Origin of the sequence: Arenimonas sp. (genome assembly GCF_035721105.1) — a bacterium.
Classification (GTDB): Bacteria; Pseudomonadota; Gammaproteobacteria; order Xanthomonadales; family Xanthomonadaceae; genus Arenimonas.
Genome location: NZ_DASTNG010000010.1, coordinates 35,206 through 58,505, shown reverse-complemented (window position 1 = coordinate 58,505; position 23,300 = coordinate 35,206). Strand labels below are relative to the sequence as shown.

General features: G+C 68.8%; 22 protein-coding genes and 2 tRNA genes. 1 reads left to right on the top strand and 23 read right to left on the bottom strand.

The window, feature by feature from the left end; all coding sequences use genetic code 11:
• From nusA to VFQ84_RS00765, 23 genes are all read right to left on the bottom strand, one after another.
• Positions 1-1,242: transcription termination factor NusA (gene nusA / locus VFQ84_RS00875; protein WP_325128228.1), on the bottom strand; the 1,242-nt coding region annotated here is incomplete at its 3' end.
• A gap of 47 nt (positions 1,243-1,289) precedes the next feature.
• Complete coding sequence (gene rimP, locus VFQ84_RS00870) at positions 1,290-1,823, bottom strand: ribosome maturation factor RimP (RefSeq protein ID WP_325128226.1); 534 nt, start codon at positions 1,821-1,823, stop codon at positions 1,290-1,292.
• A gap of 163 nt (positions 1,824-1,986) precedes the next feature.
• A tRNA-Met gene (locus VFQ84_RS00865) sits at positions 1,987-2,063 on the bottom strand.
• A 64-nt stretch (positions 2,064-2,127) separates the two neighbouring features.
• Positions 2,128-3,567, bottom strand: a complete 1,440-nt coding sequence (gene nuoN / locus VFQ84_RS00860) for an NADH-quinone oxidoreductase subunit NuoN (protein WP_325128224.1) — start codon at positions 3,565-3,567, stop codon at positions 2,128-2,130.
• A gap of 22 nt (positions 3,568-3,589) precedes the next feature.
• On the bottom strand, positions 3,590-5,119 hold the full coding sequence (locus VFQ84_RS00855) for an NADH-quinone oxidoreductase subunit M (protein WP_325128222.1): 1,530 nt from the start codon (positions 5,117-5,119) through the stop codon (positions 3,590-3,592).
• Positions 5,120-5,138: 19 nt separating this feature from the next.
• A complete protein-coding gene (gene nuoL / locus VFQ84_RS00850; RefSeq protein WP_325128220.1) occupies positions 5,139-7,277 on the bottom strand; it encodes an NADH-quinone oxidoreductase subunit L in 2,139 nt (712 codons plus the stop codon).
• A gap of 7 nt (positions 7,278-7,284) precedes the next feature.
• Complete coding sequence (nuoK, locus tag VFQ84_RS00845) at positions 7,285-7,590, bottom strand: NADH-quinone oxidoreductase subunit NuoK (protein WP_034209925.1); 306 nt, start codon at positions 7,588-7,590, stop codon at positions 7,285-7,287.
• Positions 7,587-8,204 (bottom strand): NADH-quinone oxidoreductase subunit J, encoded by a 618-nt coding sequence (locus VFQ84_RS00840; protein WP_325128215.1) that lies wholly within the window; start codon positions 8,202-8,204, stop codon positions 7,587-7,589. Before VFQ84_RS00840 ends, nuoK begins: the two co-directional genes overlap by 4 nt.
• A 16-nt stretch (positions 8,205-8,220) precedes the next feature.
• Positions 8,221-8,709, bottom strand: a complete 489-nt coding sequence (gene nuoI, locus VFQ84_RS00835; protein ID WP_325128213.1) for an NADH-quinone oxidoreductase subunit NuoI — start codon at positions 8,707-8,709, stop codon at positions 8,221-8,223.
• A gap of 7 nt (positions 8,710-8,716) precedes the next feature.
• On the bottom strand, positions 8,717-9,775 hold the full coding sequence (gene nuoH, locus VFQ84_RS00830) for an NADH-quinone oxidoreductase subunit NuoH (protein WP_325128211.1): 1,059 nt from the start codon (positions 9,773-9,775) through the stop codon (positions 8,717-8,719).
• A gap of 1 nt (position 9,776) precedes the next feature.
• The gene (gene nuoG / locus VFQ84_RS00825) at positions 9,777-12,083 is read right to left on the bottom strand and encodes an NADH-quinone oxidoreductase subunit NuoG (RefSeq protein WP_325128208.1); all 2,307 of its coding nucleotides are present in this window, start codon (positions 12,081-12,083) and stop codon (positions 9,777-9,779) included.
• Positions 12,080-13,447, bottom strand: coding sequence for an NADH-quinone oxidoreductase subunit NuoF (nuoF, locus tag VFQ84_RS00820; protein WP_325128206.1), 1,368 nt, complete (start codon positions 13,445-13,447; stop codon positions 12,080-12,082). The genes nuoG and nuoF overlap by 4 nt, the downstream gene beginning before the upstream one ends.
• Positions 13,448-13,455: 8 nt before the next feature.
• Positions 13,456-13,983, bottom strand: coding sequence for an NADH-quinone oxidoreductase subunit NuoE (gene nuoE, locus VFQ84_RS00815; RefSeq protein ID WP_325128204.1), 528 nt, complete (start codon positions 13,981-13,983; stop codon positions 13,456-13,458).
• 14 nt (positions 13,984-13,997) lie between these two features.
• Complete coding sequence (locus tag VFQ84_RS00810) at positions 13,998-15,254, bottom strand: NADH-quinone oxidoreductase subunit D (RefSeq protein WP_325128202.1); 1,257 nt, start codon at positions 15,252-15,254, stop codon at positions 13,998-14,000.
• A gap of 7 nt (positions 15,255-15,261) precedes the next feature.
• Positions 15,262-15,984, bottom strand: coding sequence for an NADH-quinone oxidoreductase subunit C (locus VFQ84_RS00805; protein WP_325128200.1), 723 nt, complete (start codon positions 15,982-15,984; stop codon positions 15,262-15,264).
• 16 nt (positions 15,985-16,000) lie between these two features.
• On the bottom strand, positions 16,001-16,555 hold the full coding sequence (locus tag VFQ84_RS00800; protein ID WP_034209917.1) for a NuoB/complex I 20 kDa subunit family protein: 555 nt from the start codon (positions 16,553-16,555) through the stop codon (positions 16,001-16,003).
• Entirely contained in the window at positions 16,546-16,902 is a 357-nt protein-coding gene (locus VFQ84_RS00795; RefSeq protein ID WP_325128196.1) for an NADH-quinone oxidoreductase subunit A, read from the bottom strand. Before VFQ84_RS00795 ends, VFQ84_RS00800 begins: the two co-directional genes overlap by 10 nt.
• Before the next feature lie 80 nt (positions 16,903-16,982).
• A tRNA-Leu gene (locus VFQ84_RS00790) sits at positions 16,983-17,067 on the bottom strand.
• A gap of 55 nt (positions 17,068-17,122) precedes the next feature.
• Positions 17,123-17,566: a preprotein translocase subunit SecG gene (secG, locus tag VFQ84_RS00785; protein ID WP_325128194.1), complete on the bottom strand. Its 444-nt coding sequence runs from the start codon at positions 17,564-17,566 to the stop codon at positions 17,123-17,125.
• Between the two features lie 12 nt (positions 17,567-17,578).
• Positions 17,579-18,331, bottom strand: a complete 753-nt coding sequence (tpiA, locus tag VFQ84_RS00780) for a triose-phosphate isomerase (protein WP_325128192.1) — start codon at positions 18,329-18,331, stop codon at positions 17,579-17,581.
• Positions 18,332-18,374: 43 nt separating this feature from the next.
• The gene (locus VFQ84_RS00775) at positions 18,375-18,791 is read right to left on the bottom strand and encodes a group 1 truncated hemoglobin (protein WP_325128190.1); all 417 of its coding nucleotides are present in this window, start codon (positions 18,789-18,791) and stop codon (positions 18,375-18,377) included.
• A gap of 32 nt (positions 18,792-18,823) precedes the next feature.
• On the bottom strand, positions 18,824-21,166 hold the full coding sequence (locus VFQ84_RS00770) for a putative bifunctional diguanylate cyclase/phosphodiesterase (protein ID WP_325128231.1): 2,343 nt from the start codon (positions 21,164-21,166) through the stop codon (positions 18,824-18,826).
• Positions 21,163-21,843 carry a methylamine utilization protein gene (locus tag VFQ84_RS00765; protein WP_325128188.1) on the bottom strand — a complete coding sequence of 227 codons (681 nt, stop codon included), beginning with the start codon at positions 21,841-21,843 and terminating at the stop codon, positions 21,163-21,165. Before VFQ84_RS00765 ends, VFQ84_RS00770 begins: the two co-directional genes overlap by 4 nt.
• Before the next feature lie 107 nt (positions 21,844-21,950).
• On the opposite strand from VFQ84_RS00765, the gene VFQ84_RS00760 reads away from it, so the two are divergent.
• Positions 21,951-22,757, top strand: coding sequence for an SDR family oxidoreductase (locus VFQ84_RS00760; protein WP_325128186.1), 807 nt, complete (start codon positions 21,951-21,953; stop codon positions 22,755-22,757).
• Positions 22,758-23,300 lie beyond the last annotated feature (543 nt).

Genomic DNA, 23,300 nt, shown 5'->3' with positions numbered 1-23,300 from the left:
GGCGCGGGCGCGCAGCTCCTCGACGATGTCGTCGTCGAAGCCTTCCACCGCCAGCAGCTCGGCGGCCGGCACGTAGGCGATTTCCTCGACCGTGCTGAAGCCCTCGGTGACCAGGATGCCGGCGATTTCCTCGTCGACCTCCAGCTTGTCCATGAACAGCTGGCGCGCGGCCGCCTGCTCGGACTCGGACTTGGCGGTGACCTGGTCCTGCGTCATCACGTTGAGCTGCCAGCCGGTCAGGCGCGAGGCCAGGCGCACGTTCTGGCCGCCCTTGCCGATGGCCTGGGCCAGCTTGTCCTCGGCGACCGCGAGGTCCATCGAGTGCTTCTCTTCGTCGACGATGATCGACTGGACTTCCGCAGGCGCCATCGCATTGATGACGAACTGCGCCGGGTTGTCCGACCACAGCACGATGTCCACGCGCTCGCCGTTGAGCTCGTTCGACACCGCCTGCACGCGCGAGCCGCGCATGCCGATGCAGGCGCCGATCGGGTCGGTGCGATGGTCGTGGGCGAGCACGGCGATCTTGGCGCGGTCACCCGGGTCGCGGGCGGCGGCCTTGATCTCGACCAGGCCCTGGCCGACTTCCGGCACTTCGAGCTTGAACAGTTCCATCATGAATTCGGGGGCGGTGCGGCTGATGAACAGCTGCGGGCCGCGCTGCTCGGCGCGCACGTCCAGCAGGTAGCCGCGCACGCGGTCGCCCGGGCGCAGCACGTCGCGCGGGATGGCCTTGTCCTTGGGGATGAAGGCCTCGGCATTGCCGCCGAGGTCGACGAACACGTTGCCGCGCTCGACCCGCTTGACGATGCCGTTGACCAGCTCGCCGACGCGGTCGCGCCAGGCGTCGAGCACCTGCGCGCGCTCGGCCTCGCGGACGCGCTGGACGATGACCTGCTTGGCGGCCTGGGCGGCGATGCGGCCGAATTCGGCGTTCTCGACCTGCTCCTCGACGAAGTCGCCGACCTGGGCGCCTTCCTTCTCGTCGACCGCGTCCATCAGGCGGATCTGGCGCTCGGGCGACTCCATCACGACGTCATCGGCCACCACTTCCCAGCGGCGGAAGGTCTCGTAGCTGCCGTCCTTGGGGTCGATGGCCACGCGCACGGAGACGTCCTGCTCGTGGTAGCGCTTCTTGGCGGCCGAGGCCAGCGCGGCCTCCATCGCCTCGATGATCACGGCGCGCGGCACGCCCTTCTCGTTGGCCACCGCTTCCATCACCAGCAACAGTTCCTTGCTCATCTTCTTCCAGCTCCGTCAGGGGTGGATCGACCGCCCCGGGGTTTTGATCAGGATTCTTTCTTGGTCTTGCGGCGGGTGCCGGCCGGACCGGTGGGCTTGGGCTGGGCCGCCAGGCCCAGGGCGACCAGGTCGGGGACCAGGCGCGCCTTCTCGATGTTGTCGTGCGCGACGCGCAGGTCGCCGGCCGGATGCGCCAGCAGGATCTCGTCGCCCTCCACGCCGGTGATCGTGGCCTGGAAGCGGCGGCGACCGTCCTGGGCCATGCGCAGGGTCAGCTTAGCCTGCTCGCCGATGAAGCGGCCGAACTGCTCTGCGGTGAACAGCGGGCGGTCGATGCCCGGCGAGGACACTTCCAGCGTGTACTGCGAGGTGATGGGATCCTCGACGTCGAGCACCGCCGCCACTTCGCGGCTCACCGCCTCGCAGTCCTCGATGCCGACCAGGCGGCCGGGCGCGTCGATGTACAGGCGCAGCAGCGCGCTGTGCCCGGTGGGCGCGAACTCGATGCCCAGCAGTTCGAGCCCCAGGGCTTGCACCGTGGGGGCGAGCAGTTCGCCGATTTCAGTCGCCTTGCCGGTCATCGGTTCGGTCCAGTGCCTTTGCGTTTACGGAATTTCGAAAACAAAAAAGGGCCGTGAGGCCCTTTTCCGGTACATCCAGGTTCCGGCTTCCCGGGGCCGCCATGTGGGCCGACCCGAGGGAAAAAGCCTTGGCAATGAGTCCTTTCGGTTCAAGGCCAGAAACTGGTAGCGGGGGCAGGATTTGAACCTGCGACCTTCGGGTTATGAGCCCGACGAGCTGCCAGACTGCTCCACCCCGCAGCAGTAGACGCGCATTATAGGGGCGCCGGTGAAGCCGGCGCAAGCCCAATGATGATCGGACGGTTCAGGCGACCGGGAACGCCACCCGGCACCAGGCCAGGATCGACTCGGCGAACAGGCCCAGGACCAGCAGCGCCACCGCATTCACGGCGAACAGCACGCGCACGTGGCCGTCCGGATGGATGCGGGCGCCCTCGCCTTCCGGCTCGTCGAAGAACATGACCTTGACCAGGCGCAGGTAGTAGAACGCGCCCACCACGGCCGCGACCACGCCGACGATGGCCAGCCACAGCAGGCCGGCATCGACCGCGGCGCGCAGCACCTCGAGCTTGGCCCAGAAGCCCAGGAACGGCGGCACGCCGGCCAGCGAGGCCATGACGAACATCACCAGGGTCGCCTGGGTCGGGTTGCGCGACCACAGGCCCTTGAAGTCGGCGATCTCGTCGGCCTCGAAGCCCTTGCGCGACAGCAGGATGATCGCGCCGAAGGCGGCCGCCGACATCACCGCGTAGCTGATGGCGTAGAACATCGCCGCCGAATAGCCCATCGGCGCGCCCTGGGCCAGGCCCATGAACAGGAAGCCGACGTGCGAGATGGTCGAGTACGCCAGCATGCGCTTGAGGTTGGTCTGCACCAGGGCGACCAGGTTGCCGATCACCAGCGACAGCGCCGCCAGCCAGGCCACCATGTCCTGCCAATAGGCATCCAGCGGGCCCACCCCGGATTCGAGCAGCCGGTAGGCCATGCCGAAGGCGGCCAGCTTGGGCGCCGAGCCGATGAACAGGGTGATCGCGGTCGGCGCACCGTGGTAGACGTCGGGCAGCCACATGTGGAACGGCGCGGCGCCGAACTTGAAGGCGATGCCGACCAGCATGAACACCACGCCGAACAGCAGCAGCGTGCGGTCGCCGGTGCTGGCCGCGGCGGCGTGGATCTCGCCCAGCTGCAGGCTGCCGGTGGCGCCATAGACCATCGACATGCCGTACAGCAGCAGGCCCGAGGCCAGCGAACCGAGCACGATGTACTTCATGGCCGCCTCGGACGAGCGCGGGTTGTCGCGATCCATGCCGACCAGGCCGTAGGAGCTCAGCGCCAGCAGCTCCAGTCCCAGGTAAAGCACCAGCATGCTGTTGGCCGAGATCATCAGCATCATGCCCAGCACCGAGAACAGGCCCAGCGCGTAGAACTCGCCCTTGAACAGGCCGCGGTCCTGCAGGTAGGGCTTGGCGTAGATGAACGATGCCGCCGCCACCACGTAGACCGCGATCTTGAGCACGTCGCTGGCGGTGTCGCGCACGAACAGCTCGGCGAAGCCGTACACCGGCGCCATCGCCATGTCGCGCGCGGTCAGCACCGCCGCCGCGGCCAGGATGAACAGCGCCAGGAAGTGGGTCAGGCCGCGGCGCTGGTCGGACAGGAACAGGTCCACCATCAGCAGCGCGAAGGCGGCGCCGCAGACGAAGATTTCCGGTCCCAGCGGTACCAGGTCGGCGAGGGTGGGCATCGGCAAGGCCATTCGGATTCCCTTACAGCTTGGTGGCGGCGAGCTGGGTGAGCAGCTGCGCGATCGGTGCTTCCATGAGGTCGGTCAGCGGCTTGGGGTAGACGCCCAGCGCCAGCGTGCCCAGCGCGAACACGCCCAGCACCAGGACCTCGCGGCCGTTGATGTCGGTCAGTTCGGCGACGTGGTGGTTGGCCACCTCGCCGAAGATCACGCGCTTGACCATCCACAGCGTGTAGGCAGCGCCGAGGATCAGCGTGAAGCCGGCCGCGAAGGCCACCCACACGTTGTGCTGGAACGCGGCCAGGATGACCATGAACTCGCCGACGAACCCGGACGTGCCCGGCAGGCCCGAGTTGGCCATCGCGAAGAACACGAAGAAGGCGGCGAACCACGGCATGGTGTTGGCCACGCCGCCGTAGTCGCGGATCATGCGGCTGTGCATGCGGTCGTAGACCACGCCGACGCAGGAGAACATCGCGCCGGAGATGAAGCCGTGCGAGATCATCTGCACCATCGCACCCTGCAGGCCCAGCTGGGCCGCGTCGGTGCTGCCCAGCTCGCGCACCAGCGCGAAGGCGATGAAGGTGCCGAGGGTGACGAAGCCCATGTGCGCGATCGACGAATACGCGATCAGCTTCTTCATGTCCTCCTGCACCAGCGCCACCAGGCCGATGTAGACCACGGCCGCCAGCGACAGCGCGATCACCAGCCAGGCCCACTCCTGCCCCGCGTCGGGCAGGATCGGCAGGGTGAAGCGCAGGAAGCCGTAACCGCCGATCTTGAGCATGATCGCCGCCAGGATCACCGAACCGCCGGTGGGCGCCTCGACGTGGGCGTCCGGAAGCCAGGTGTGCACCGGGAACATCGGCACCTTGACCGCGAACGCGGCCAGGAAGGCGAAGAACAGCCACATCTGCTCGACGTCGGTCAGGCGCAGCTGGTACAGGTCGGCCAGCATGAAGCTGGGGTTGCCCGCGGCCACGGTCTGCAGGTACAGGTAGACCAGGCCGACCAGCATGAACACCGAGCCCAGGAACGTGTACAGGAAGAACTTGATGGACGCGTACACGCGCTTCGGGCCGCCCCAGACGCCGATGATGATGAACATCGGGATCAGCATGCCTTCGAAGAAGACATAGAACAGGATGGCGTCGAGCGCGGAGAACACGCCGATCATCAGGCCCTCGAGCACCAGGAAGGCGGCGAAGTACTGGTGCGCGCGGCGGTCGATCGAGGTCCAGGACCCGATCAGCACCAGCACGGTGGTCAGGCTGGTCAGCGCGATCAGGGCGATCGAGATGCCGTCCACGCCCAGCGCGTAGCGGATGTCGAAGCTGGGGATCCAGGCGTGGTCCTCGACGAAACGCATCGCCGGCGAGGCGTAGTCGTGGCCGGCGAACAGCATCAGGCTGGCCGCGAACGTGGCGAGGGCCACGACCAGGGCGAACAGCTTGCCCTGGTTGGCGCGGGCGTCGCCGAAGGCCAGCGTGAGCAGGCCGCCGAGGATCGGCAGCCAGATCAACACGCTCAGCAGGGGCCAGTTGGCTTCCATCAGGTCTTCCTTGTGGGTCTCAGGCGCCGATCGTCCGCACCAGCACCGCCAGCAGGACGATGAGGCCGATGATCATGGCGAACGCATAGTTGTAGAGGCGACCGGTCTGCAGGTGGCGCACCAGGCCGGCGATGCGGTCGACCAGCACGGCCGAGCCGTTGACCAGCAGGCCATCGATCAGGCCGGCGTCGCCGCGCTTCCAGGAGAACTTGCCGAGCTTGATGCCGCCGCCCGCGAAGCCCTTGATCCAGAGGTCGTCGAAGCCGTACTTGTTCTCGAGGATGCGGGTGAGGAAGGCGCCGGGCTTGCTGGCGCGCATCTTCGTGGCGGTATCCGGGAAGAACAGGTACAGCGCGGTGGCCGCCAGGAAGCCGGCGAACGCCAGGTAGAAGACCGGCGATCCGATCGCATGCAGGCCGAAATTCACCGCGGCCGACAGCCAGCCATGGTGGTCATGCCAGAGCGTCTCGGAGGCCGCGGCCACCGTATCGTGCGCCGGCAGGACCTCGATCGCGCCGCGGAAGAAGTCGCCGAACAGCATCGGCCCGACGGTGAAGAAGCCGATCAGCACCGAGGGGATCGCCAGCAGGATCAGCGGCACGGTGACGACCTTGGGCGACTCGTGCGGCTCGACCGGGCCGTGGTGGCCATGGCCGTGGTCGTCGTGGGCGTCGCCGTGGTGGGCGTCGGCATGCGCGTCATGGCCGTGCGCCTCGTGCGCCGCGACCTCGCGGAAGCGCTCCTTGCCGTGGAAGGTCAGGTACAGCAGGCGGAAGCTGTAGAAGGCGGTGACGAACACGCCCAGCATGACCGCCCAGTAGCCGTAGGTCTGGATCCAGCCGCCGGTCCTGGCGGCCTCGCCCGCGGCCACGATGATCGTGTCCTTGGAGTAATAGCCGGAGAAGAACGGCGTGCCCACCAGCGCGAGCGTGCCGATCAGGCTGGTGATGTAGGTGATGGGCATGTACTTGCGCAGGCCGCCCATCTTGCGCATGTCCTGCTCGTGGTGCATGCCGATGATCACCGAACCCGCCGCCAGGAACAGCAGCGCCTTGAAGAAGGCGTGGGTCATCAGGTGGAACACCGCCGCCGAGTACGCCGACACGCCCAGCGCCACGGTCATGTAGCCCAGCTGCGACAGCGTCGAGTAGGCGACCACGCGCTTGATGTCGTTCTGCACGATGCCGATCAGGCCGGTGAACAGCGCCGTGGTGGCGCCGATGAACAGCACGAAGCCCAGCGCCGCCTCGCTCTGCTCGAACAGGGGCGACATCCGCGCGACCATGAAGATGCCGGCCGTGACCATGGTGGCGGCGTGGATCAGGGCCGAAATCGGGGTCGGGCCTTCCATCGAGTCCGGCAGCCAGACGTGCAGCGGCACCTGGGCCGACTTGCCCATCGCACCGATGAACAGGCAGATGCAGATGAAGCTGATGACCTGGACCTGCACCGGGTTCGCCAGCACCTGCCAAGTGTGGCCGAACAGGGCCACCTGGCCCGACCACAGGGTGAAGGTCTCGTTGAGCGAGGCGTTCGAGGCCTGGGCGAAGGCGGTGGCGTAGTCGAGCGTGCCCAGCCACATCAGCACGCCGGCGATGCCCAGCAGGAAGCCGAAGTCGCCGACGCGGTTGACCAGGAAGGCCTTGAGGTTGGCGAAGATGGCGGTCGGGCGCTTGTACCAGAAGCCGATCAGCAGGTAGGACACCAGGCCCACCGCTTCCCAGCCGAAGAACAGCTGCAGGAAGTTGTTGCTCATCACCAGCATCAGCATGCTGAAGGTGAACAGGGAGATATAGCTGAAGAAGCGCTGGTAGCCAGGGTCGTCGGCCATGTAGCCGATGGTGTAGACGTGCACCAGCAGCGACACGAAGGTGACCACCACCATCATCATGGCGGTGAGGCTGTCGACCATGAAGCCGACGTGGGCCGCGTAGCCACCGACCTGGAAGAAGGTGTAGGCGTTCTCGTTGAACGGCGCCGCGCCGCCGACTGCGAACTGCCAGAGCACGTGGCACGACAGCGCGCAGCTGACCGCGACGCCGAGGATGGTCACCCAGTGGGCACCGGCGCGGCCGACCTGCTTGCCGAAGAGGCCGGCGATGGCGGCGCCCAGCAGCGGCGCCAGCGCGATGACCAGGAGCGTGTTCATGGAGATCATCGCGCGCTCAGCCCTTCAGGGAATCGAGTTCGGCGACGTTGATGGTCCGCTTGTTGCGGAACAGCGTCACCAGGATGGCCAGGCCGATGGCGGCCTCGGCGGCGGCCACGGTCAGGATGAAGAACACGAAGATCTGGCCGGACACGTCGCCCAGGAAGCGCGAGAAGGCCACGAAGTTGATGTTCACCGCCAGCAGCATCAGCTCGATGCACATCAGCAGCACGATGACGTTCTTGCGGTTGATGAAGATGCCGGCGACGCTGATGCAGAACAGCACCGCGCCGAGCGCGAGGTAGTGGCCGAGGCTGATCACGGGTTGCCCTCCTGGCGGGGTTCGGACGCGACCTTGACCAGGCGCACGCGGTCTTCGGCACGCACCGCCACCTGGCGGCCGGGGTCCTGGTGCTTGGTGCCGGGACGGCGGCGCAGGGTCAGCATCACCGCCACCACCAGGGCCACGGTGAGGATGACCGCCGCGATCTCGAACGGCAGGATGTATTTGCTGAACAGGGTTTCGCCGATCCACTGCAGGTTGGTCTTGCCCGCCGCCGCCGCCGGGTCGACCGAGGACAGGCCGACCTCGAAGCGCTTGCCGCCGATCAGCAGCACCATCTCGGCCGCCATCACCACGACCACCGCGCCGGTGATCGGCAGGTAGCGGGTGAAGCCTTCGCGCATCGGCGTGGTGTTGATGTCGAGCATCATCACCACGAACAGGAACAGCACCATCACGGCGCCGATGTACACCAGCACCAGCACCACGCCCAGGAACTCGGCCTGCAGCAGCAGCCACAGGCAGGCGGTGGAGAAGAAGGCGAGCACCAGGCTCAGCACCGCGTGCACCGGGTTGCGCACCAGGATGACGCCCAGCGCGGCCAGCACGGTGACGGAGGCGAAGGCCCAGAAAGCGGCGAGTTGGTAGGTCATGGCGTGGTCCCCTGCCTCAGCGGTAGGGCGCGTCGACCGCGCGCCGCTGGGCGATTTCCTCTTCGAAGCGGTCGCCGATGGCCAGCAACTGCGGCTTGCTGACGATGTTCTCGCCGCGCTTCTCGAAGTGGTACTCGTGGATGTGGGTTTCGACGATCGAGTCCACCGGGCAGCTTTCCTCGCAGAAGCCGCAGTAGATGCACTTGAACAGGTCGATGTCGTAGCGCGTGGTGCGGCGCGAGCCGTCGGCGCGCGGCTCGGAGTCGATGGTGATGGCCAGCGCCGGGCAGACCGCCTCGCACAGCTTGCAGGCGATGCAGCGCTCTTCGCCGTTGGGGTAGCGGCGCAGCGCGTGCAGGCCGCGGAAGCGCGGCGACTGCGGGGTCTTCTCGAACGGGTAGTTGAGCGTGTACGTGGGCTTGAACATGTAGCCCAGGGTCAGCTTCAGCCCGGCCAGCAGCTCCAGAAGGAGCAGGCTCTTGAAGTAGTTCTTGATCCGATTCATAGCGTCCTCAGGCCCCGACCGTGAACCAGCTGTTGTAGGCCATGACCGCGGTCACGAAGATCCAGACGATCGTGATCGGGATGAAGATCTTCCAGCCCAGCCGCATGATCTGGTCGTAGCGGTAGCGCGGGAACGAGGCCCGGAACCACAAGAAGCAGAAGGCGAAGAAGGCGAACTTCAGCGCCAGCCACCACCAGCCCGGCTCGCCCAGGAAGCCCCAGGACGGCGGGAACGGCGACAGCCAGCCGCCCAGGAACAGGATCGAGGTCAGCAGGCTGACCAGCATCATGTTGGCGTATTCGGCCAGGAAGAAGATCGCGAAGGCCGAGCCGGAGTATTCGACGTGGAAGCCGGCGACGATCTCGGACTCGCCTTCGGCGACGTCGAACGGCGCGCGGTTGGTCTCGGCCACGCCGGAGATGAAGTAGATGATGAACAGCGGGAACAGCGGCAGCCAGAACCATTCCAGCGCGCCGAGGCTGCCGGCCTGGGCGTGCACGATCTCGGTCAGGTTCATGGTGCCGGCCGCGACCAGCACGCCGACCAGGGCGAAGCCCATCGCGATCTCGTAGCTGACCACCTGGGCCGCCGAGCGCAGCGAGCCGAGGATGGCGTACTTGGAGTTGGAGGCCCAGCCGCCGACGATGATGCCGTACACGCCCATCGAGGTCAGGGCCAGCAGCACCAGCAGGCCGGCGTCGACATCGGCCAGCACCACGCCCTCGTCGAAGGGAATGACCGCCCAGGCCGCGAACGCCGGCGCCAGCGCCAGCAGCGGCGCGAGGCGGAACAGCAGCGGGCTGGCATTGGCCGGGATCACCAGCTCCTTGAACAGCATCTTGAACACGTCGGCGAAGGCCTGGATGACGCCGATGCCCAGGAAGCCGCCGATGTACTGCGGGCCCTGGCGCACGTGCATCCAGCCGATGACCTTGCGCTCGAACAGGGTGAAGAAGGCCACGCCGATGGTGATCGGCAGGACGATGACGATGATCTTGGCCAGGGTCCAGGCCACCAGGCCCAGGTCACCGTAGGCCAGCAGGAAGTCGCGGATCGCGTCGATCATCTCAGGCCCCCACCACCGCGAGGCGCGCGACCGGCGACATCGGCGCGGTGGCCTCGTAGCCGTTCTCGATCCAGACCGCGCCCTTGGCGACGCGGGCGCTGATGGCCACCGGCAGCGCGGCGCTGCCGATGCCGTCGCCGACCTTGGCCACGGCGCCCTCGGACAGGCCGCGCGACAGCGCCTCCTCCGGGTGCAGCACGAGGCGGGCGCCGTGCGTCAGCGGATGCGCGTTGAGCGCCGCCGCACGACGCAGCACCGCGTCGCCGCGGTAGATCGGCGTGCTGGTGATGCGCTCAAGGCCCGGGTCGGCCTTGCCGAGCTCGGCCAGGCCACTGCCCTGCCCCGGCGCCACCGGCGCCAGCGCGGCGCGCAGGCCGTGCAGGTCGGTGAAGTCGAAGCCCGGCAGGCCGAGCTGGCCGCCGAGGGCGCGCAGCACGCGCCAGCCGGCGCGGGCTTCGCCCGGCAGCTTGCCGCCGGCCTGGGTCGACTGGTCGGTGCCGTCGACGTTGGTCAGCGTGGCCTCGACCTCGGGCAGCAGGCCGATCGGCAGGATGACGTGCGCGAGCTTCTTGAGTTCATCGCTGGCGAAGGCCGCGAACGCCAGCACCTGGGCACCGGCCAGCGCCTTGAGCGCCTGGGCGCCGTGCGCGAAGTCGTACTGCGGCTCGACGCCGTACAGCACGTAGGCCGGCAGGGGCTGCGCCAGCATGGCGCCGGCAGGGCGGCCCTGCCCCGTCGGCCGCACGCCGTGGCGCGCCAGGCCGATGGCATTGGCGCCCTGCGGGATGCGGTTGAGCTTCGCGCCGGTGGCGGTCGCCAGCGCGCGCGCAGCGGCGCGCAGCCAGGAGGCCTGGGCGTGGTTCTCGGCCAGCTCGCCCAGCACGATCACGGCGTTGCCCGCGGCCTTGGCCAGCGCCTCGGCCATGGCCTTCGCCGCGTCGTGGTCCTGCGCGGCGATGGCGTCGGGCAGCGTGGCGCCGGCGGCCCTGGCCACGGCGGCCAGCGCGCCCGGCAGCTGCGACGGCGCGACGATGCGCTTGCCGGCGACGGCGAAGGTGGTCTCGAAATCGACCGGGTTGATGGCGAACACCCTGGCGCCGCGCTTGCCGGCCTTGTGAAGGCGCTGGTGCAGCAGCGGCAGCTCGTGGCGCAGGTTGCAGCCGACCAGCAGCACGGCGTCGGCGGTTTCCAGCGCCGCGACGGGCAGCTCGAAGGGCTCGGCGAAGGCGGCGTCGGCGAAGTCGATGGCCTTGAGGCGATGGTCGACGTGGCCGGTGCCCAGGCCCGCGGCCAGCGACGCCAGCAGCGCGCCTTCCTCGTTCGAGGTCGCCGGATGCGCCAGCACGCCCAGCGACTCGCCGGCGTTGCGCAGCAGCTTGGCGGCCTGCGCCAGCGCCTCGTCCCAGCTGGCTTCGCGCCAGCCGTCACCCTCGCGCAGCAGCGGGCGCGACACGCGGTCGGCGGCGCCCAGGCCCTGGTGCGAGTAGCGGTCGCGGTCCGACAGCCAGCACTCGTTCACGGCCTCGTTGTCGCGCGGCACGGTGCGCAGCACTTCGCCGCGGCGGGCGTGCAGGTACAGGTTCGAGCCCAGGGCGTCGTGGTAGCCCAGCGATTCGCGGGCCACCAGCTCCCAGGCGCGGGCGCGGTAGCGGAAGACCTTGTTGGTCAGCGCGCCGACCGGGCAGACGTCGATGACGTTGCCCGACAGCTCGGTCATCAGCGGCTTGCCGTCGTAGGTGCCGATCTGCAGGTGCTCGCCGCGGTTCATGCCGCCCAGCTCGAAGGTGCCGGCCACGTCCGCGGTGAAGCGGATGCAACGGGTGCACTGGATGCAGCGGGTCATGTCGGTCGCGACCAGCGGGCCCAGGTCTTCGTCGGGGACCACGCGCTTGCGGTCGACGTAGCGCGAGACCGAGCGGCCGTAGCCCATCGACACGTCCTGCAGCTCGCACTCGCCGCCCTGGTCGCAGATCGGGCAGTCCAGCGGATGGTTGATCAGCAGGAATTCCATGACGTTGCGCTGCGCATCGAGCGCGCGCTTGGTCTGGGTGGTGACCTTCATGCCTTCCATCACCGGCGTGGCGCAGGCCGGGGCCGGCTTCGGCATCTTCTCGACGTCGACCAGGCACATGCGGCAGTTGGCGGCGATCGGCAGCTTCTCGTGGTAGCAGAAGCGCGGCACCGGGATGCCGGCCTTGTCCGCGGCCTGGATGATCATCGAGCCCTTCGGCGCGGTCATCGCCACGCCGTTGATCTCGATGTTCACCACGTCGGGCGCGGCGTTCGGGGCGGTCGGCTGGGCGCTCATGCGGCCTGCTCCGTGCCGGCGACGGTGCCGTTGGCGACGTCGTCGACGTAGAAACGCTTGTTGACGATGGCGTACTCGAACTCGCTCCAGAAGTGGCGGAGCATGCCCTGCACCGGCCAGGCGGCGGCTTCGCCGAAGGCGCAGATGGTGTGGCCCTCGATCTGGCCCGCGGCGCCCTTGAGCATGTGCAGGTCTTCCATCGTGGCCTTGCCCTCGACGATGCGGGTCAGCACGCGGTACATCCAGCCCGTGCCTTCGCGGCAGGGCGTGCACTGGCCGCAGGACTCGGCGTAATAGAAGCGCGAGATGCGCTGGCAGGCGCGGACCATGCAGGTGGTCTCGTCCATCACCACCACGGCGCCCGAACCCAGGCCGGAACCGGCCTTCTGGATCGAGTCGTAGTCCATGGTGCAGGCCATCATGGTCTCGGCCGGCAGCACCGGCATCGAGGAACCGCCCGGGATCACCGCCTTGAGCTTGCGCCCGCCCTTGACGCCGCCGGCCATGGCCAGCAGCTCGGAGAACGGGGTGCCCAGGCGGATCTCGAAGTTGCCCGGGTTGTTGACGTGGCCGGAGACCGAGAAGATCTTCGGGCCGCCGTTGTTGGGCTTGCCGAGGTTGAGGAACCACTCGGCGCCGTTGCGCATGATCGCCGGCACCGAGGCGTAGGTCTCGGTGTTGTTGATGGTGGTCGGGCGGCCGAACAGGCCGTAGTTGGCCGGGAACGGCGGCTTGTACCGCGGCTGGCCCTTCTTGCCCTCCAGCGACTCCATCATCGCGGTCTCTTCGCCGCAGATGTAGGCGCCCGCGCCGAGCGCCGCGTGGATGTCCACGTCCACGCCCGAACCCAGGATGTCCTTGCCCAGCCAGCCGTTGGCGTAGGCTTCCTTCAGCGCTTCCTCGAAGTGCTCGAAGGGCTCGTGGTGGAACTCGCCGCGCAGGTAGTTGTAGCCCACGGTGCAGCCGGTGGCGTAGCAGGCGATGGCCATGCCCTCGATCACCGAATGCGGGTTGTAGCGCAGGATGTCGCGGTCCTTGCAGGTGCCCGGCTCGGACTCGTCCGAATTGCACAGGATGTACTTCTGGCCCGGCGCGCTGCGCGGCATGAAGCTCCACTTCAGGCCGGTGGGGAAGCCCGCGCCGCCGCGGCCGCGCAGGCCCGACTGCTTGACCATCTCGACCACGGCCGCCGGATCCATCTTCTCGGCCAGGATCTTGCGCCAGGCGGCGTAGCCGCCGGTCTTGAGGTAGTTCTCGTACGACCAGGGCTTGTCGAAGTGCAGCGTCGTGTAGACGACGTTGTGCTCCTGCGGCGCCGGGCCGACCGGGCCGGTGGCCGCGGAATAGTGGGAGTGGTGCGCCATGGCCTGCCTTACTCCAGTCCGTCCAGAAGCGCGTCCACCTGGGCGGTGGTGAGCTTCTCGTGGTAATGCCCGTCGATCAGCATGACCGGCGCGGCCGCGCAGGCGGCCACGCACTCTTCCTCGACCTTGAGGAAGATGCGGCCGTCGGGGGTGGACTCGCCGTGCTTGATGCCGAGCTTGCGCTCGCAGTGGCGGACCATGTCCTCGGCGCCGTTGAGCCAGCAGCTGATGTTGGTGCAGATCGCGACCTTGTGCCGGCCCACCGGCTGCAGGTCGAACATCGAATAGAAGGTCGCCACTTCGTAGGCCCACACCGGCGGCAGGCCCAGGTACTTTGCGGTGGCGGCGATGATCTCGTCGCTCAGCCAGCCGCCGTTCTGTTCCTGCGCGGCCATCAGGCCCTGGATGACGGCGGAGCGCTTGCGGTCGGGCGGGAACTTGGCGACCCAGTGGTCGATGTGCGCGCGCGTGCCGTCGGACAGGGCGACCATCGGGTCGACGTCCTGGCAGGCAGCGAAGTTTCCGGTTGCTTTCATCGGTCAGGTAACCCTTAGCGGTCGATTTCGCCGAAGACGATGTCGTAGGTACCGATCATCGCCACGACGTCGGGCAGCATGTGGCCGCGCACGATCGCGTCCATGGACGAGAGGTGGGCGAAGCCGGGGGCGCGCAGCTTCAGGCGGAACGGCTTGTTGGCGCCGTCGGAGACGATGTACGCGCCGAACTCGCCCTTGGGCGCCTCGACCGCGGCATAGGCCTCGCCCGCGGGCACGCTGTAGCCCTCGGTGAACAGCTTGAAGTGGTGGATCAGCGCTTCCATGTCGTCCTTCATTTCCGCGCGGCTGGGCGGCGCGACCTTGAAGTTCTTGACCATCACCGGACCCGGGTTGGCGCGCAGCCACTGCACGCACTGGGCGATGATGCGGTTGGACTGGCGCATTTCCTCGACCCGGACCAGGTAGCGGTCGTAGCAGTCGCCCTGCACGCCGACCGGGATGTCGAAGTCGACCTGGTCGTAGGCGGCGTAGGGCTGCTTCTTGCGCAGGTCCCAGGCCAGGCCGGATCCGCGCAGCATCGGGCCGGTCATGCCCCAGGCCAGGGCCATGTCGACCGGCACCACGCCGATGCCGACGGTGCGCTGCTTCCAGATGCGGTTGTCGGTGAGCAGGGTCTCGTACTCGTCGACGCGCTTGGGGAAATCCTTGGTGAAGGCGTCGAGGAAGTCGAGCAGCGAGCCCTCGCGCCATTCGTTCACGCGCTTGAGTTCGCCGCCCTTGCGCCACGGCGACTCGCGGTACTTGGGCATCGCGTCCGGCAGGTCGCGGGCGACGCCGCCGGGGCGGTAGTAGGTGGCGTGCATGCGCGCGCCCGAGACCGCCTCGTAGCAGTCCATCAGCTCTTCGCGCTCGCGGAAGGCGTACAGGAATACCGCCATCGCGCCCAGGTCGAGGCCGTTCGAGCCGATCCACATCAGGTGGTTCAGGATGCGGGTGATCTCGTCGAACATGGTGCGGATGTACTGCGCGCGGATCGGCGCCTCGACGCCGAGCAGCTTCTCGATGGCGCGCACGTAGGCGTGCTCGTTGCACATCATCGAGACGTAGTCGAGGCGGTCCATGTAGCCGATCGACTGGTTGTAGGGCTTGGACTCGGCCAGCTTCTCGGTGCCCCGGTGCAGCAGGCCCACGTGCGGGTCGGCGCGCTGCACGACCTCGCCGTCCATCTCCAGCACCAGGCGCAGCACGCCGTGCGCGGCCGGATGCTGGGGGCCGAAGTTGAGGGTGTAGTTGCGGATTTCCTGGGTCATGGCCGGGTCATTCCTTGCTCGGCTGCTCGGAGGCGGCCTGCTGCCAGCGCGAGTCCTCGCGCACCACGCGCGGCACGCCCACGCGGGGCTCGATGGACACCGGCTCGTACACCACGCGCTGGCGCTCGGCGTCGTAGCGGACCTCGACGTTGCCGGTCAGCGGGAAGTCCTTGCGGAACGGGTGGCCGACGAAGCCGTAGTCGGTGAGGATGCGGCGCAGGTCCGGGTGGCCTTCGAAGACGATGCCGAACAGGTCGAAGCATTCGCGTTCGAACCAATTTGCTACGGGAAATACATCAACAAGCGACGGGACGGTAGGCAGGCTATTGTCAATCGCAAAACAACGAAGCCTCAGGCGCCGGTTGGTGCGCACCGACAGCAGGTGCACCACCACCGCGAACCGGCGCTCGGGGCCGTTGCCGCGCGGGCGGTCTTCCCACTTGAAGCGGCCGGGGCCGGCGTTGCCCTCGATGCCGCGCGAGAAGCCTTCGTCGGAAACGTCGGAGGTCTCCCACTCGTCGGTGCCGTAGCCGAGGAAATCGACGCCGCACAGGTCGGAGAGCTGCTCGAAGGACAGTTCGGGATCGTCGCGCAGCAGGCGCGCCGACTCGGCGAAGGAATCCGGCGTCACCTCGACGGTGGTCTCGCCCAGCGCCTCGTGCACCGACACCAGGCGGTCCTGCAGGCGCGCCCTGAGGCGCTCGATGAAGCTCGTGGTGGATTCGACCATGGCGTCGGCTGGGTCCTTAGCGGGCGATGGTGTTGGTGCGGCGGATCTTCTTCTGCAGCTGCAGGATGCCGTACACGAGCGCTTCCGCCGTCGGCGGGCAGCCCGGGACGTAGATGTCCACCGGCACCACGCGGTCACAGCCGCGCACCACCGAATACGAGTAGTGGTAGTAGCCGCCGCCGTTGGCGCAGCTGCCCATCGAGATCACCCACTTGGGGTCGGGCATCTGGTCGTAGACCTTGCGCAGCGCCGGGGCCATCTTGTTGACCAGGGTGCCGGCGACGATCATCACGTCGGACTGGCGCGGCGACGGGCGGAAGATGACGCCATAGCGGTCGAGGTCGAGGCGCGAGGCGCCGGCGTGCATCATTTCCACCGCGCAGCAGGCCAGGCCGAAGGTCATCGGCCACATCGAGCCGGTGCGGGCCCAGTTGACCAGCGTGTCGACGTTGGTGGTGACGAAGCCGCGCTCGAGCAGCGGGTTGTCGCCTTCGGGACGCAGGATGTCGTCCACCGAGCCGATCGGCTCGGGGTTGTTCATCACGCGCTTGATCGTCGAGGTCACTCCCATTCCAGGGCTCCCTTCTTCCAGACGTAGACGAAGCCCAGCACCAGCAGGCCGATGAAGATGCCCATCTCGGTGAGGCCGACGATGCCGAGGTTGCGGAAGTTCACCGCCCACGGGAATACGAAGGCGATTTCCAGGTCGAAGATGATGAACTGGATGGCGATGAGGTAGTAGCGCACGTCGAACTGCATGCGCGCGTCCTCGAAGGCCTCGAAGCCGCATTCGTACGGCGAGAGTTTCTCGCTGGTCGGCCGCTTCGGGCCGAGGGCCCAGCCGAGCACCAGCAGGACGATGCCCAGGCCGGTGGAAACGAACAGGAACAGCAGGATCGGCAGATATTCGCCCAGCACGCGCGCTTCCTCACCATGCGCCCGTGGGCGCGTTCGCGCCGCCGCTCCAGCATCGCCGGGCGGCAGCCCGTCCATCAGATTGGTGCCCAAGGGGGGACTCGAACCCCCACGACTTACGTCGCTACCACCTCAAGGTAGTGCGTCTACCAATTCCGCCACCTGGGCAGGTGTGCCCCGAACCGGCCATGCCGGTGCGAAGGCGAGAGATTGTACCAGCCGATCAGCCGCCTTGGCTGTCTTTTTCGGCATTTTCCACCGGCGTTTCTTCCACCGGTGCCGCGTCCGCGGCGGGTGCCGGCTCGACCGCGGGAACGTCGGCGGCCGGGATCACGGGAACGTCGCCCGCGGGCGCCGCGTCGGACGGGACGCTGGCGGCGGTCGGCACGTCCGACATCACGCCCAGGTCGTCCTCGATCGGGGCGACGGTGACGCCACGCGTGGCGTTCCAGGCCATGGCCAGGCTCATGATCATGAACACCGCCGCCAGCCACTTGGTGGCGGTCGACAGGAAGTTCGCGGAGCCGCGCGCGCCGAAGACGGTGGCCGAGGCGCCGCCGCCGAAGCCGGAGCCGGCCGCCGCGCCCGAACCGCGCTGCATGAGGATGAGCACGATCATGGCGATCGCGACCAGCACGTAGATGACACTGACGATGGTGAGCAGCATGGTTTCTGTCTATTACCTCGCCGCCGCGGCGACGATTGCCAGGAAATCCTGGGCCACGAGGGACGCGCCCCCGATCAGGCCGCCATCGACATCGGGCTGGGAAAACAGCTCGGCGGCGTTGGCGGGTTTGACGCTGCCGCCATAAAGCAGGGGCAGCGAGCCGGCGATTCTAGCATCGAGCGCATGCAGTTCGCCACGGAGGAAGGCATGGACCTCCTGGACCTGGTCCGGGCTGGCGGTCCGGCCGGTGCCGATGGCCCAGACCGGCTCGTAGGCCACCACCGCGCCCTCGAAGCCGGCGATGCCGACCAGGTCGATGACCGGCTGGAGCTGGCGCTGCAGGGCCCATTCGGTGTGCCCCGCCTCGCGCTGGCCCAGGGTCTCGCCCACGCACAGCACCGGCACCAGCCCCGCCTGGCGGGCGGCCTGGAACTTCTCGGCCACGCGCTCGCTGTCCTCCTCGTGGTACTGGCGGCGCTCGGAATGGCCCACCAGCACGTAACGGCCGCCGACGTCGCGGATCATCCGGCCGGCGGTCTCGCCGGTGTAGGCGCCGTGGTCGTTCACGTCCAGGTCCTGGGCGCCGAAGGCCATCCCGCTGGCGGCGTAGCGCTCGCTGAGCTCGCCCAGGTAGGGCAAGGGCGGCATCACCACCACGTCCACGCCGGCCGGGCGCGGGGCGGCGGCCAGGGCGTCGAGCAGGTCGCGCGCGAAGGCGCGATCGCCGTTCAGCTTCCAGTTTCCGGCAACGATTCTCTGGCGCATCGGGAGCTCCTGGGCGGGCAAGCGACAAGGATACCGCGCACCGCTAGGGGCTGACGATGTCCCGGTGCATCGGCGCCAGCCGGCGCAGCAGCTGGTTCTGGGCCCGGAACGGGATGCCGCGGGCGTCCATCGCCTCCTGCAGGTCCTCCACCAGGGCGTTGAAATCCGCCTCGGTGATCGCCAGCCCGGCGTGCGACTCGGCCATGCCGCGGCCGGTATAGGTGCAGGGACCGCCGAGCTCGACGCAGAACTGCTCGACCAGCCGGTCGTTGAGGTTGACCAGGTCGGTTTCCGCGAACGCGGCGTTGATGCGATCGTCCTCGAGCAGGCGCACCAGCAGCTCCTCGACCAGGGCCTCGAGGCCCGCCTGGCCGCCGAACTGCTCGTAGAGGGACGCCCGCGGGGTGCTGGCGCAGGCGGCCAGCAGGCCGGCGAGGATGAGGGCGGCAAGGATGCGCATGGCGCCTACCAGACCACAGCCCTGCCCCGGGCTCAAGCCTCGGCGCCGGCGAAGCGCTGGCACCAGGCCGCCAGCTCGCCCGCTTCGATCGGCGGACTGAAGAAATAGCCCTGCACCATGTCGCAGCGGTACTTGCGCAGCAGCTGCAGGCTGGAATCGCTCTCGACGCCTTCCGCGATCACCGCCAGGCCCATGTTGTGGCCCAGTTCGATGGTCGAGCGCACGATCACCGCGTCGTCGCTGCCCTCGGTCATCTGCATCACGAAGCTCTTGTCGATCTTGAGCTCGTCGACCGGCATGCGCTTGAGCTGGGCCAGGGAGGAATAGCCGGTGCCGAAGTCGTCGATCGACAGCCGGATGCCGCCGGCGCGCAGGCGGTGCAGCATGCGCACGGCGTAGTCGACGTCGCGCATCAGCGCGCCTTCCGTGACCTCCAGGATGATCTTCGCCGGCGGCACCTGGTGGCGCCGCTGGCAGTCATGGATGAAATCCGGCAGGTCGGCGTCCATCAGGTCCATGGCCGAGAGGTTGATGGCCATGCCCAGGTCAAGGCCTTCGGCGCGCCATTTGGCGTTCTGGCGCAGCGCCTCTTCCACCACGAAACGGGTGAGCTCGTGCACGAAGCCCGAGCGCTCGGCCAGCGGGATGAACTCATCCGGCGGCACCGCGCCGAGGGTCGGGTGCTGCCAGCGCAGCAGGGCTTCGACGTGGTGCACGCTGCGGCTGGCCAGGTCGACCTTGGGCTGGAACTTCAGGCGCAGTTCGCCGCGCGCCACCGACTGGCGCAGGTCGCCCATCAGGGTGAGCTGGCGCAGGTGGACCTCGTCGCGCCCGGGCTGGTAGACGGCGACGCCGCTGCGCGCGTGCTTGGCGTCGTACAGGGCGATGTCGGCCCGGCGCAGCAGGGTCTGGGCGTCCTCGCCGTGGTCGGGCGACAGCACCAGGCCGATGCTGCAGTCGAGGTTGATGCGGGTGCTGGGCAGGTCCAGCGGCTCGCGCAGCTGCTCCAGCAGCAGGCGGGCGCGGCGCGGGACGTGCTCGCGCTCGACGTCGCGCATGATCACCATGAACTCATCGCCGCCCAGCCGCGCCACCAGGTCCTCGGGCCGCACCGCCAGCCGCAGGCGCTTGCCCACTTCCTGCAGCACCTGGTCGCCGAAGCCGTGGCCGAGGGTGTCGTTGATCTCCTTGAACCGGTCCAGGTCGAGCATCAGCACCGCGCAGGCGTGGCCGTCCGGATGCGGCGTGGCCAGCGCCTGCTCCAGGTGGTCGCGGGCGCGGGCGCGGTTCGGCAGCCCGGTCAGGGCATCGTGGTTGGCCTGGTGCAGGATCCGCGCCTCGCGGGCCGCGATGCCCTGCTGCATGTGGCCCAGGGCGCTGGCCAGGCCCGAGATCTCGTCGCGGCCGCGGGCCTCGATCGGCTGGCTGTAGTCGCCGGCCTGGATGCGCTGGGCGGCCTCGGCCAGGCGCACGACCGGGCGGCTGATGCCGCGCCCCAGCAGGCCGGCCAGCACCAGCGCCACCAGGGCGGCCAGGCCGGACAGCAGCAGGATGCGGTCCTTCAGCGTGGCGTAGGGCGCCATGGCCTCGTCCAGCGAGCCCTGCAGCACGACGTTCACCGAGGCCGACCCGGCCAGCGGCTCGGCCAGCGCGAAGTAGCGGTCCCCGGCCAGGTCCATGGGCCGGACGCGGCGGTCGGGCGCCAGCGACGCCGGCGGGACCTGCCCCAGCGCCGCGCGTGCGCCGGGCGCCAGGCTGGAGCCATAGACCTGCAGGGTCCTGTCCCGCGGGCTGGCGAAGCTGGCGTGGATGCCGGTGAGGGCGCGGAAGTCGCCGGCATAGTCGTCGCCGAAGGTCGAACCGATCGCGACCCAGCCGATCTGGTTCGGCGCGAGCACCGGCAGCAGGGCCATCACGTGCAGGCGGCCGTCGAGGTCGACCACCGACAGCGCGAAGCCCTCGGCGCGGGCCTGGGCCAGCAGGGGCGCCAGCGCCTGCGCCTGGCGCACCGGGTCGGTGCCGGCCAGCGCGGCGCGGCCATCGCCGTCGGGACCCAGCAGCACCGCGGCATCGGCGCCGACGCGGGCGGCCTGGTTGCGCAGCGCCGAGGCCATGGTGGCGGCGTCGCCGCTGGCCACCGCGGCCTTGAAGCCGAAGTCGTCGGCCAGGACCAGGGTCGACTCCAGCAGCTGCCGGCTGCGCGCGTCGTAGAAGCGCTGCCAGACGCGCTCGGCGACCACCAGCTCCTCCTCGAGCTGGCCGCTGACGCTGCGGCCGGTGGCCACGTTCACCACCGCGAAGGTCGCCAGCTGGGCCGCCAGCACCAGCAGGATCAGCAGGGCGACGATCCGGGTTTGCAGGCGCCAGTGCATCAGGGGTCGCGCCGCAGGCTGCGCAGGCGATCCTGCAGGGCGCGCAGCCGGTCGTTGCCGCGGCGGTCGGGCGGCGGCGGGCCCAGGGCCAGCGTGAGCGTGCGCTCGCTGGCGCCGGTGCCGACCTCCACGGCCTCCTCCCGGGGTTCGGCCAGGCGCGAATGCCAGACCCGCAGCGTGTAGCGACCCGGCGGCGCCTGCAGGCGGATCGCGCCGTCATCGCCGGACGTCGCGAAGTACGGCGTATCGAGCACGACGATGTAGCCGATCATCCAGTCGTGGATGTTGCAGCCCACCACCACCACGCCGGGCCGGTCGAAGGTCACCGGCTCGCGCGGCGTGCCGGCGTAAAGCGGCAGCTCGAAGGGCTTGGGCTTCGAGAAGGAATAGACCTGGTGCTGGACCCGGTCGGAATTGGGGAAGCTGACCGAGGTGCCAACCTGCACCGCGAGGACCCCGGGCACGAAGGTGGAGTCGCGCTGGTCCATCACTGCGGTCGCGCCCGGCGCCTCGCGGGCCTCGGCGTGCAGGCTGGCCACGGCGCCCGCCACCGGCAGGCTGCCGTCGTCGAGCTGCAGCCGCAGTTCGCCGGCCGCGACCGGCGCAAGGCAGGCCGCCCAGGCCAGGGCCAGGGCGGCGGCGATCCGGAAACCCGGGGACGCGCGGTGCTTGATGCTCATGCCGCTCCTTTGGCGGCCTGGAACCGTCCGCATGCGGCGATTACCGGCCACGCCCGGTGATAATGGCGCGAAACCAGGCCCCTCGCCTGCCACGGAGTTCCCGAAACATGACCCAGTCCCCGGTTCGTGGCCACGCCCTGGTCACCGGCGCCTCCAGCGGCATCGGCGCCGCCATCGCCCGCGAGTACGCCGCGCGCGGCGTGCCGCTGGTGCTGGTGGCGCGCCGCGCCGAGCGGCTCCAGGCCCTGGCCGCCGAGCTGTCGGCCCGGGTCGACTGCCAGGCGATCGCCGCCGACCTGGCCGACCCCGGCACGCCCGCCCGCCTGTTCGCCGAGACCCAGGCCCGCGGCCTGTTCATCTCGACCCTGGTCAACAACGCCGGCTACGGCGTGCCCGGCCGCTACCTGTCCGCCGACTGGAAGACCCACGCGGACTTCCTGCAGGTGCTGATGACCTCAGTCGCCGAACTCACCCACCGCTACCTCCCGGCGATGGAGGCCGCGGGCCACGGCCGCATCCTCAACGTCGCCTCGCTGGCGGGCCTGGTGCCGGCGACCGCCGGGCACACGCTCTACGGCGCCACCAAGCTGTGGCTGGTGCGCTTCTCGGAGTCGCTGGACCTGGAGATGAAGAAACACGGCGTGCACGTCACCGCGGTCTGCCCGGGCATGACCTACACCGAGTTCCACGACGTCAACGGCATGCGCGACAAGGTCAGCCAGCTGCCCAAGGGCATCTGGCTCACCAGCGCCCAGGTCGCGAAGCTCGCCGTCGATGCCGTCGAGGCCGGCCGCCCCCGCGTCGTCACCGGCCGCGCCAACCAGCTGCTGGCCGCCCTCTCGAAGTACCTGCCCGACCGCCTGGCCAGCGCCCTGATCAGCTCCCGCTCCAAGGACTTCCGCGACGCCGATTGAGGGTGGTGATGTCTGGCGCCGGCCCCACCGCGAAGACGAGGGTCACTTCCTGCTCAGTGAAGCCTTTATTTCGCGGGAAGTGACCCTCGCCTTCGCGGCGCGGCCGGTGGGGCCTGTCGGGTGGTTTGGACGGAGTGCCCGTGGCTGGAAGGCTTCGATGCTTGCGCGTGACGATCAGGACCAAGGCCGGGCATCTTTCTTGCGGATCCGGCTTGGCTAACCCGGCCGAGGCGCTTGTTTGCACCTCGCCTCCTATTCGCGTCCCTTCGGACACGGGCTGAGACGCCGGCGCGAGCCCGGAAGACCGCCAGTTCGAAACAGCTCGCCGCCCGGCGGCGGGTGTGGGAGCAAGGCGAAAGGCGACCCGCACTGCCGAATCTCCGTCGCAGCCCTTTGCAAAAGCGTAGAGGCCGCGCAGTTAGCGAAGCCTCGGCCGTTGTTGCGCAAGCAGCCGCAGCTGCGGCTTTGGGCTTACCTGTATCCCTCAAATGCGCCGCAGACACTTGCCAAGCCCTCACACCCGCCGCCGGGCGGCGAGGACTA

Excerpts from the sequence above, each read along its gene's own strand:
- tpiA (WP_325128192.1), bottom strand. The coding sequence starts at position 18,331 with ATGCGCCAGAGAATCGTTGCCGGAAACTGGAAGCTGAACGGCGATCGC.
- VFQ84_RS00775 (WP_325128190.1), bottom strand. The coding sequence starts at position 18,791 with ATGCGCATCCTTGCCGCCCTCATCCTCGCCGGCCTGCTGGCCGCCTGC.
- nuoN (WP_325128224.1), bottom strand. The coding sequence starts at position 3,567 with ATGCCCACCCTCGCCGACCTGGTACCGCTGGGACCGGAAATCTTCGTC.
- VFQ84_RS00765 (WP_325128188.1), bottom strand. The coding sequence starts at position 21,843 with ATGAGCATCAAGCACCGCGCGTCCCCGGGTTTCCGGATCGCCGCCGCC.
- VFQ84_RS00810 (WP_325128202.1), bottom strand. The coding sequence starts at position 15,254 with ATGACCCAGGAAATCCGCAACTACACCCTCAACTTCGGCCCCCAGCAT.
- VFQ84_RS00805 (WP_325128200.1), bottom strand. The coding sequence starts at position 15,984 with ATGGTCGAATCCACCACGAGCTTCATCGAGCGCCTCAGGGCGCGCCTG.
- nuoL (WP_325128220.1), bottom strand. The coding sequence starts at position 7,277 with ATGATCTCCATGAACACGCTCCTGGTCATCGCGCTGGCGCCGCTGCTG.
- VFQ84_RS00800 (WP_034209917.1), bottom strand. The coding sequence starts at position 16,555 with ATGGGAGTGACCTCGACGATCAAGCGCGTGATGAACAACCCCGAGCCG.
- nuoI (WP_325128213.1), bottom strand. The coding sequence starts at position 8,709 with ATGAATCGGATCAAGAACTACTTCAAGAGCCTGCTCCTTCTGGAGCTG.
- nuoE (WP_325128204.1), bottom strand. The coding sequence starts at position 13,983 with ATGAAAGCAACCGGAAACTTCGCTGCCTGCCAGGACGTCGACCCGATG.
- secG (WP_325128194.1), bottom strand. The coding sequence starts at position 17,566 with ATGCTGCTCACCATCGTCAGTGTCATCTACGTGCTGGTCGCGATCGCC.
- VFQ84_RS00855 (WP_325128222.1), bottom strand. The coding sequence starts at position 5,119 with ATGGAAGCCAACTGGCCCCTGCTGAGCGTGTTGATCTGGCTGCCGATC.
- nuoH (WP_325128211.1), bottom strand. The coding sequence starts at position 9,775 with ATGATCGACGCGATCCGCGACTTCCTGCTGGCCTACGGTGACCTGGGC.
- VFQ84_RS00760 (WP_325128186.1), top strand. The coding sequence starts at position 21,951 with ATGACCCAGTCCCCGGTTCGTGGCCACGCCCTGGTCACCGGCGCCTCC.
- rimP (WP_325128226.1), bottom strand. The coding sequence starts at position 1,823 with ATGACCGGCAAGGCGACTGAAATCGGCGAACTGCTCGCCCCCACGGTG.
- nuoG (WP_325128208.1), bottom strand. The coding sequence starts at position 12,083 with ATGAGCGCCCAGCCGACCGCCCCGAACGCCGCGCCCGACGTGGTGAAC.
- VFQ84_RS00840 (WP_325128215.1), bottom strand. The coding sequence starts at position 8,204 with ATGACCTACCAACTCGCCGCTTTCTGGGCCTTCGCCTCCGTCACCGTG.
- nuoF (WP_325128206.1), bottom strand. The coding sequence starts at position 13,447 with ATGGCGCACCACTCCCACTATTCCGCGGCCACCGGCCCGGTCGGCCCG.